General features: G+C 68.5%; 7 protein-coding genes. 3 read left to right on the top strand and 4 right to left on the bottom strand.

The genetic code is table 11. The features are described from left to right. The first annotated feature begins 124 nt into the window (after window positions 1-124). On the top strand, window positions 125-1,024 hold the full coding sequence (locus ACLD7X_RS15425) for an acid phosphatase (protein WP_411424553.1): 900 nt from the start codon (window positions 125-127) through the stop codon (window positions 1,022-1,024). A gap of 129 nt (window positions 1,025-1,153) precedes the next feature. Beyond that, the gene (locus ACLD7X_RS15420; protein ID WP_411424552.1) at window positions 1,154-2,770 is read left to right on the top strand and encodes a mechanosensitive ion channel family protein; all 1,617 of its coding nucleotides are present in this window, start codon (window positions 1,154-1,156) and stop codon (window positions 2,768-2,770) included. Window positions 2,771-2,855: 85 nt separating this feature from the next. Here the strand turns inward: ACLD7X_RS15420 and ACLD7X_RS15415 are convergent, their stop codons facing one another. Beyond that, entirely contained in the window at window positions 2,856-4,415 is a 1,560-nt protein-coding gene (locus ACLD7X_RS15415) for an arylsulfatase (protein WP_411424551.1), read from the bottom strand. A gap of 26 nt (window positions 4,416-4,441) precedes the next feature. Between ACLD7X_RS15415 and ACLD7X_RS15410 the strand changes: the two genes are divergently transcribed. Further along, the gene (locus tag ACLD7X_RS15410) at window positions 4,442-5,500 is read left to right on the top strand and encodes a helix-turn-helix domain-containing protein (protein ID WP_411424550.1); all 1,059 of its coding nucleotides are present in this window, start codon (window positions 4,442-4,444) and stop codon (window positions 5,498-5,500) included. On the opposite strand, the gene ACLD7X_RS15405 is transcribed toward ACLD7X_RS15410, so the two are convergent. From ACLD7X_RS15405 to ACLD7X_RS15395, 3 genes are all read right to left on the bottom strand, one after another. After that, on the bottom strand, window positions 5,452-7,170 hold the full coding sequence (locus ACLD7X_RS15405) for a SulP family inorganic anion transporter (protein ID WP_411424549.1): 1,719 nt from the start codon (window positions 7,168-7,170) through the stop codon (window positions 5,452-5,454). The two genes, ACLD7X_RS15410 and ACLD7X_RS15405, sit on opposite strands and share 49 nt — an antisense overlap. Window positions 7,171-7,224: 54 nt before the next feature. Then, on the bottom strand, window positions 7,225-7,704 hold the full coding sequence (locus ACLD7X_RS15400) for a Fur family transcriptional regulator (protein ID WP_412006841.1): 480 nt from the start codon (window positions 7,702-7,704) through the stop codon (window positions 7,225-7,227). Between the two features lie 91 nt (window positions 7,705-7,795). Next, the coding region (locus ACLD7X_RS15395; RefSeq protein WP_411424547.1) for a lysylphosphatidylglycerol synthase domain-containing protein at window positions 7,796-8,640 on the bottom strand (845 nt) is incomplete at its 5' end.

Raw genomic sequence — 8,640 nt, 5'->3', positions numbered from 1 at the left:
TGGAAACGACGGGGCAGGCCATCCACCACCGGCGTTGCAGCACCCGCAACCCTGATCCAGGATCACGGCACGAGGCCAGAGCCATCGCCAGGCCATCGGGCCACCCCCCTCGACCCCATCACCGATGCTTCTAACGCTGCTCAGAACGGCCACCAACGCGCGCAGCCTCTGGATCCGCTCGGTGCTGCTGGCCCCTCTGCTCGCGGGTCTGGGTGGCAGCGCAGGCTTCAACGGCAGCGGCGCGGCCCAGGCCGCCGTGCCCCCCTCAGCCGAAGCCATCCAGGAGCTCGTGCCGGGCGTGCTGCAGGGCTATCTTCCCGCCGCCGAGCGGCTCAACAGCCTGAATTTCGTCCCTCCCGCACCGGAGGGTGCGTCAGCTCGACAACTGCTTGACACGCTCTGGAGCGAGCGCATGGTGTCCCTGCGCAACTCCGCGCGCTGGGACCTGGCGATTCGCGATGCGGATCTGACCTTTCCGGCAGCAGCCGGCGCCTTCTCCTGCGCCCTGGGCCTCCGCATCAGCGAAACCGACACTCCGGCGCTCTATCAGTTGCTGCGGCGCAGCCTCGCCGACATCGGCCTCTCGACCTACGGAGCCAAAACCACCTACCAGCGGCCACGCCCGTTCATGGCCAATGGGGCGCCGATCTGCACACCTGGAGATGAAGACAAGCTGCGCACGGATGGCTCCTACCCCTCCGGGCACACAGCGGTCGGTTGGGGCTGGGCGCTGATCCTCAGCGAGCTGGCACCGGATCGGGCCGAAGCCGTCCTGGCCAGGGGCCTGGCCTTTGGCGAAAGCCGCACCGTGTGCAATGTGCACTGGTACAGCGACGTGGTGGCCGGCCGCGTCGTGGGAGCCGCGACCGTGGCCAGGCTGCAGACCAACGCAGCCTTTCTGGCGGACAAGGAGGCGGCACGCGCAGAAATCGAACGCGCCCGCAGGGCCGACCTCGCCCGCACGAACGCCCCCCCCGCGGAGACATGCTCGGCCGAGGCCAAAGCCTTGGCAACGCCCAACTAGGCCGCCGGATCTCGGAGAAACACCGTGAAGGAGACAACGGGCAGCGAATCGATCCCTTCGCACGGGCACCCATCGCGGCAACGCACCACCAGACGCGCAGGAGCAAGGCTCAGCGGTTGGCTCTCGATTTTGGTTGCATTCGGCCTCACCGCCGCGCTGCTCCTTGGTGTTTCCCAAGATGTGCAGGCCTATGTGATGGGAGCCCCGGAACGCCGCGGGCCTGGGTGCGCCGAACAACCCACCTATGTGACCCTGCAGGGGCGGCGGATTCTGGAGCTGAGGGCCACGGCCGGCGCCTACAACCTCAAGGACGCCGCGGATCAAGCCAGCAGGGAATTGCTGAGGATTGCGCGTGATCACAGCATCGCTCCTGAGGCCATCGCGATCAGAGAGGGGGAGGGTGAGGTGATCCTGGAAATGCGTCAGGACGGAGAACCCGAACGCACCCTCGGCTTCATCAACCAACGCGTGGCGGCCTGCTACGGGATGAACCGGGTGGAACTGGCCGAGCAAACCCGGGACAGTCTCCGCGCCGCCATCCGCCGCTACCGGGACGAGAACACCCTGGCGTCCTGGTTGCGGGCCCTGGCCCTGGCCGGCCTGCTCGTCGGGGTGTATGTGCTCTGGCTGCGGCTTCAGGGCCAGATCAACAGGTGGACGGAGCAATGGATCGCCCGCCGTCGGCTGCGCGTTCTGGACTTTCTGAACCGGCATGGAGTCGGGCACTTCATTGCTCCGGAGCAGGTGCGTTACCTGCTCCAGATGTCCCGCAAGGTGGTGCACTGGTCCGTGCTGATCCTGATCAGCTACCTCCTGATTCCGTTGCTGCTGGGGCTGTTTCCACCTACCCAGAGCGCCGCCAGGGAATTGCGCCAACAACTGGTGGGCCTGCTGGCCGGCGTCGCCCGTGGAGTTGTGGCCTCCATTCCCGATGTTGTCTCCCTCTCTCTCATCCTGCTGGTCACCACCGTTGCGATCAAGGCCAGCAATGCCTGGTTCCGCGCCCTGGAACGCGGCAGCGTTCGCATCCCGGGGTTTTATCAGGAGTGGGCCCCGCCCACATCACGACTGGCCGCTCTGCTCCTGGCAGCGGCTGGCCTGGCGACGGCGTTCCCCTACATTCCCGGATCCGACAGCCGATTGTTTCAGGGGGCCGGCCTGCTTCTGGGTGTGCTGGCTGCTCTGGGATCCAGCGCCATCGCCACCAATATCATGAGCGGGCTGATGCTGATCTACACCCGCGCCTTCCGAGAAGGTGATCTCGTGGACATCAACGGTGTGATGGGCGTTGTGCAGGACCGAGCCCTGCTGGTGACCCGCCTGCAGACACCTCGCAATGAGCTGGTGAGCATTCCAAACGCCACCGTGATCGGAACCTCGGTGGTCAACTACAGCTTCTCACGGCGCGAGATCCGCAAACCGGTTGCCCTCTCCACCACCATCACCATCGGCTATGAGGTGCCTTGGCGAACGGTCTACCGCCTGATGCTGAAAGCTGCGTACAGCGTTGCGGGCATCAGCCGGGACGACAAGCCCTATGTGCTGCAGACATCGCTGAATGACTTCCACATCAGTTATGAGCTCACGGCCTACGTGCGCGAGCCGGGCAGCTACCGCCAGACGCTTTCCAGGGTCTTGGAAGCACTCCAGGATGAATTTGCAGCCGCCGGAATCGAGATTCTCTCGCCCGGATATCACGCCATTCGCAATGGCAATCCCAGAACGATTCCCGCTGGATCCGAGTGAGCACGAGGCCGGGCCGACCCCAGGAAGCATGCGCTTCCGTGGGCCGGCCCCAGGTCCCTCAGGAGTGTCCCCTCAGGAGTGACCCTCAGGAGTGACCCGTCGTGCTGCTCATCTTCTCGATCACCTCCTCGAGGGAGAAACTCGCGGCCTTCTGGCGGGGCGGGAAGTCCTGGAAGGTGGCCAGGAAACGGCCCACGAAGGTCTGGGCCGGCACCAGCATGAAGGCGTGATCCATCAGCCAGTCCCAGTAGGTGTTGGAGGTGATGTCGGCCCGCTCGTAGGGGTCGGTCTTGAGGTTGAAGATCTTGGGCACCCGCAGGGCCGTGAAGGGTTCGGCCCACACCTGCAGCGTGCCGGCGGCGCGCTGCTCCATGAACACCATCTTCCAGTTGTCGTAGCGGAGGGCGGTGAGGTCACCGTCGTCCGAGAAGTAGAAGAACTCCACCCGCGGGCTCTTCTCCGTCTGACCCGTCCAGTAGTCGAGCATGTTGTAACCGTCGAGATGCACGTGGTAGTGCCGACTGCCCGCCTGGTGGCCGGCCTTGAGCTTCTCCTTGATCTCGGGCTCCCCGGCGGCCGCCAGCAGCGTGGGCAGCCAGTCGAGGTGGCTCACGATCTCGGTGAACAGCGTGCCGGGTGCGATCCTGCCGGGCCAGCGCACCAGGGCGGGCACCCGGTAGGCCCCTTCCCAGTTGGAGTTCTTCTCGTTGCGGAAGGGGGTCATGCCGGCATCGGGCCAGCTGTTCATGTGGGGCCCGTTGTCGGTGCTGTACATCACCAGGGTGTCATCGGTGACGCCCAGCTCATCGAGCAGGTTGAGCATCTCGCCGATGCACTCGTCGTGATAGAGCATCACGTCGTGGTACTCCGACTGCCAACGGCCACTGCGGCCCACATCCTGGGGCCGGGCATGGGTGCGGAAGTGCATGTGGGTGGTGTTGAACCACACGAAGAAAGGCTCACCGGAGGCCACCGCATCGCGGATGAAGCGCTTGGCCTCGGCCATGAACTCCTCATCGCAGGTTTCCATCCGCTTCTTGGTGAGCGGACCGGTGTTCTCGATCCGCTGGGTGCCATCGGGATTCGCCCAGGAGTGCAGCACGCCGCGGGGCCCGAAGTTCTTGCGGAACTCAGGCAGCTCCTCCGGCGTGGGATAGTCGGGCAGCTCCGGCTCCTCCTCGGCATTGAGGTGGTAGAGGTTGCCGAAGAACTCGTCGAAGCCCTGGTTGGTGGGCAGATGCTCGTCGCGGTCGCCGAAGTGGTTCTTGCCGAACTGGCCGGTGCGGTAGCCCAGCGGCTTGAGCAGGCCGGCGATGGTGGGGTCTTCGGTGCGGTAGCCGAGTTCGGCGCCGGGCAGGCCCACCTTGCTGAGGCCGGTGCGGAACACGCTCTGGCCGGAGATGAAGGCGGCCCGGCCGGCGGTGCAGCTCTGCTCGGCGTAGTAGTGGATGAAGCGCCCTCCTTCCTTGGCCACCCGGTCGATGTTGGGGGTCTGGTACCCCATCAGGCCATCGCTGTAACAGCTCAGGTTGCTCTGGCCGATGTCATCGCCCCAGAGGATGAGGATGTTGGGCTTGCCGTTAGGCATGGTGGTGAGGAATGCCGTGGTGACCCCCGCACCATGGCCAGGGATGGCCTGGGCCAACACTCTGAAAGTGCGAAATTTTCCTGATGGCGCTCGCCCGCCCCATTGACGGCATCGAGCGCCTGCAGGCCCTGCTGGAAGGAGCTGGACTGCCGGTGACGGTCACCCAGCTGGCCAGGGGCAGGCTGCAGGGAGAACTGCTGCCTCTGGGGCTGGGCCCGCTGAAGCTGCTGCGCATCCGACTCGACCGGGCGATCCACGCCGCCGGCCCGAAGTCTGCAGAGCGCCAACTCGTGGCGCTGGATCTGGATGGGCACCTGGATGGAAACGCGCGATCCCAGGTGCCGATCCGCAGCCACGGCCAACCGCTGCTACCCAGGGCCTTGTTCGGTCTCTCCTGCGCCGGCGAGATCCACCTCACCACGTTCGGCCGTTGCGACCTGGCCCTGCTGATGCTCGGGCGGGAGGAGTTGCTGCGCCGGGCCGACCAGCTCGGCTGCCCGATGCTGGAAGGGGCGCTGGCCGGGAACTGGCTCAGGGTGGATCCAGGCCGGTTCGCCCGGCTGCGCCGCTACCTGCGCCAGCTCTTCGCGGCCATCGAGGCCAACCCCAGCCTTGAGCCGGCGGCGGGGTTCGAGCGGCTGGTGAACGGCGACCTGATCCCCCTGGTGCTGGACGCCCTCGCCCATGGCTCGGAGGCCATGGGCGGCCTGCGGCGGCCGCCCTCGCGAATTGAGCTGGTGAAGGCGGCCCAGCGGTGGATGGAGGCCAACCCCGGCCGGCCCATGCATCTGGAGGGCCTCTGCCGCGAAGTGCACGCGAGCCGGCGCAGCCTGATCCAGGGATTCCGGGAGCACCTGGGGATGGGCCCGATGACCTACCTGCGGCTGCAGCGGCTGCACGGCATCCGCCGGGAACTGCTGGAGGCCGACGCGAAGCAGATCAGGATCGGCGCGCGCGCCGCCGACTGGGGCTTTCTCAACCCGGGCCACTTCGCCCGGCAGTACGCCGTGCTGTTCGGCGAGCGGCCCTCCGAAACCCTGACGGCCCGGATACCGCTTCAGCCCGCTGCGCCAGCTCAGCCCGGTGCTCCAGCTCAGCCGGACCGTGAGCCGCCCGACGCCTTGGAGTTGTCCCGCAGGTAGTGCTCCACCGCCCGCTGCACGTTGCGGCGCAACCGGGGACGGCCCAGGCGCTCGCCCAGCTCCGAACGTCGCACCACCTCTAGCACTGCCGGGTTCAGACCCGCCAGCCACAGCTCGATGCCCTGCTGCTGCAAGTGACGCTCCGCCTGGCTGAGGGCCTTGAGGGCGGTGTATTCCAGGTCGATCAGGGCACTGCCATCGAGCACCACCACCCGGGGGCTGTGCCGCTCGATCAAGCGACGGATCCGGGCCGCCACCCCGTCGGCATTGGCGAAGAAGAGACGCCCCTCCGCCCGCACCAGCAGCAGGCCGGGCCAGGTCTCGTCCTGATGATGACGGGAGGAGAGGGGACGGAACACGTCCGTGCCGGGTTTGCGTCCTATGGCGTAGACGGGCGGGTTGATCTCCTGCTGGGCCAGGGCCACCAGCGAGAGGATCACCGCCACCAGGATTCCCTTGAGGGTTCCCAGCAGCACCACCCCGAGGAACGCCACCACAGCCCAGCGGAACTCGGCGTGCCGCACCCGACGGATCGCCAGGAATTCGGCCGGGGCGATCATCGGCAACGCATAGACCACCACCACCACGGCGAGGGCGGCCTGGGGCATCACGGCGATCAGCGGCGCCAGGAACAGCAGGGTGGCCAGCGCGGCCGCCGCGGTCACCAGGGCGGCCAGCTGGGTGCGGGCCCCCGCCTGGCGGTTCACCGCCGTCTGGGAGGTGCCGCCACCGGCGGCCATCGCCCCGAAGCAGGCCCCCAGGGCATTGGCGGCGCCGAGGGCCAGCAGCTCGCGGTTCGCATCCGGCGCCGGGTCCTCAGGGCCCCGGAAGGCCCGCGCGGCGGCGGCACTTTCCGTGAAGCTCATCACGGCGATGCCGATGGCGGCGGGCCACAGCTGGCCGGCGAGCCCCAGCGGCGGCAGGGAGAAGGAGGGCAGCCCCCCCTGCACCGCACCGATCACCGCCACGCCGCGCTCCCCCAGGCCCAGCCCGGCGCTGAGCGCCACCGCCGCGGCCACCACCAGCAGCGGCGCCGGCAGCTGGGGCCAGCGGCGCTGCAGGCCCATGAGCAGCAGCACCAGCAGGCCCGAGAGGGCCACCGTGACCAGGGACGACGCGGGCACGCGGGCTGCCACCGCCGCCAGATCCCGGAAGAAGCCTGCCTTCTCGATGGATATCCCGAGCAGCTTGGGGAGCTGATCCACCACGATCACCAGCCCGATGCCGGACTTGAAACCCACCAGCACCGACTCGGAGATGAAGTTGGCGAGGAAGCCGAGCCGCAGGGCCGAAGCCACGACCAACATCGCCCCCACCAACAGGGCGAGCAGGGCACTGAGAGCCAAGGCCTCGCCCGGGTTGGTGCGGCCGACGCCCCCCGCCAGCTCGGTGCCCACCAGGATCGCCAGCGTGGTGGTGGTGCTGACGCTCAGGGCCCTGGAGGTGCCGAGCAGGGCGTACACCACCATCGGCACCAGGGCCGTGGTGAGCCCCACCTGCACGGGCAGGCCGGCAATGGTGGCGAAGGCCATCGCCTTGGGGATCACCACGGCGGCGGTGGTCAGCCCGGCGAGGCCATCCGGCCGCAGCCAGGCACGCCGGTAGGTCTTCCACCAGGGTCCAGCATCCCGGCCCGACGGCTGTTGGAGAACGCCTTCAGCAGGGGCCATCGGTGCGGGGTGAGCCCGAGGCGTGAGAACACCCCCCGGAAGAGGGTCCCCAGGCTACGAGCGCTCGGCGCAACGGGGGCAGAGGGCCCGCACCGTGAGGACGCAATCCAGCAGGCGAAAGCCATGCAGGCCGGCGGCCGCCTCCCCGGCCGTCAGCACAGCCGTGCTCTCGAACTCCTCGGTGCGGCCGCAGCCCACGCACACCATGTGGTGATGATCCCGGTGCGCATCGCCGGCCAGCTCGAAGCGACGCCCCCCCTCGGGCAGTTCCAGCTCCTGCAGCAGCCCCATGGAGCTCAGCAGGCGCAGGGTGCGGTAGACGGTGGCCAGGGAGACCCGCTCCTGGGCGCGCAACAGACGCTGATGCACCTCTTCAGCACTGAGATGGGTGCCCTCCCCGATGCGTTCGAACAGGGCCAGCACCCGCTGCCGCTGAGGGGTGAGACGCTGGCCGCGATCGTGGAGGCTGCTGCGCAGGCCCTCGCTGGTGGGGACCGCAGCCACCACCGTTCCGGCGTTGGAGGGGGCAGGCAAGACGATCACCCGGCTGTTCTCAACAATAGGCCCAATTGCGAACTGCGGCCATGGCGGCTCGCGGCCATGGCGGCTCGCGGCCCTGGGTCGCTCAAGGGGTGGGGACCCGGGGACGCTCCAGGACCAGATCGAGACGGGCGGTGAGCGCAGCGAGCAGATCGGCCAGGGTCACCATCAGCCGGTAGCTGATCGCGATGGCCAGCAGGGGGGCTTCCGGCACCTGGGAACCGAGGCGCAGCAGCAGGACGGCCTCGAACACCCCCAGCCCCCCGGGCGCTCCCGGCACGACCAGCCCCGCCGTCCAGGCCAGGGCGAACCCCGCAAGCCAACCACTCAGCCCGAGGGTGCCCTGCAGGTCGAAGGCCAGGACGCAGCAGGCGAAGCCGGCAAAACGCAGCAGCACAAAACCCAGCAGGGCGAGCAACGGCAGCCAGGGATAGTGGCGGGGCAGCGCCTGCAGGGCCAGCGACGCGGCCCGATCGGGCGGGGGCAGCGCCAGCTCCGGGCCATCGATGGCGGCGGCGAGGCGACGGGTCTGACGCCGCTCGAGGCTCTGCAGCAGGGGGCGCAGCCAGCGGGGCCAGAGCAGCGCCAGCGGCAGCAGGCACAGCAGCGCCAGGCCGGACTGCCAGCCATCGAACGGCACCAGGGCCAGGGCGGCGATGGCGGCGAGCAGGGGATCGAGCAGCGTGGCCGCCACCGCGACCGGCAGGGAGGCCGGCTGCTCGAGCGGGCCCGCCGCCGTGCTGAACAACCGCACCCGGCTGGTGAGGTGCCAGATCCCACCCGGCAGGAACTTGCGCAGGTTGGTGTCGAGATAGACCAGCGCCAGCTGGGCCCAGCGGGGACGCAGGCCCAGCCAGCGCAGCACGACACCCTGGCCAAGACCATTGGCCACCAGGCTGAGCAGGCTGAAGCCCACCCCCAGCACCATCC

Source organism: Aphanothece microscopica RSMan92, assembly GCF_046613545.2.
Classification (GTDB): domain Bacteria; phylum Cyanobacteriota; class Cyanobacteriia; order PCC-6307; family Cyanobiaceae; genus NIES-981.
Note: the sequence above shows the minus strand (reverse complement) of the source record. Positions and strands in the feature narration are given on the sequence as shown.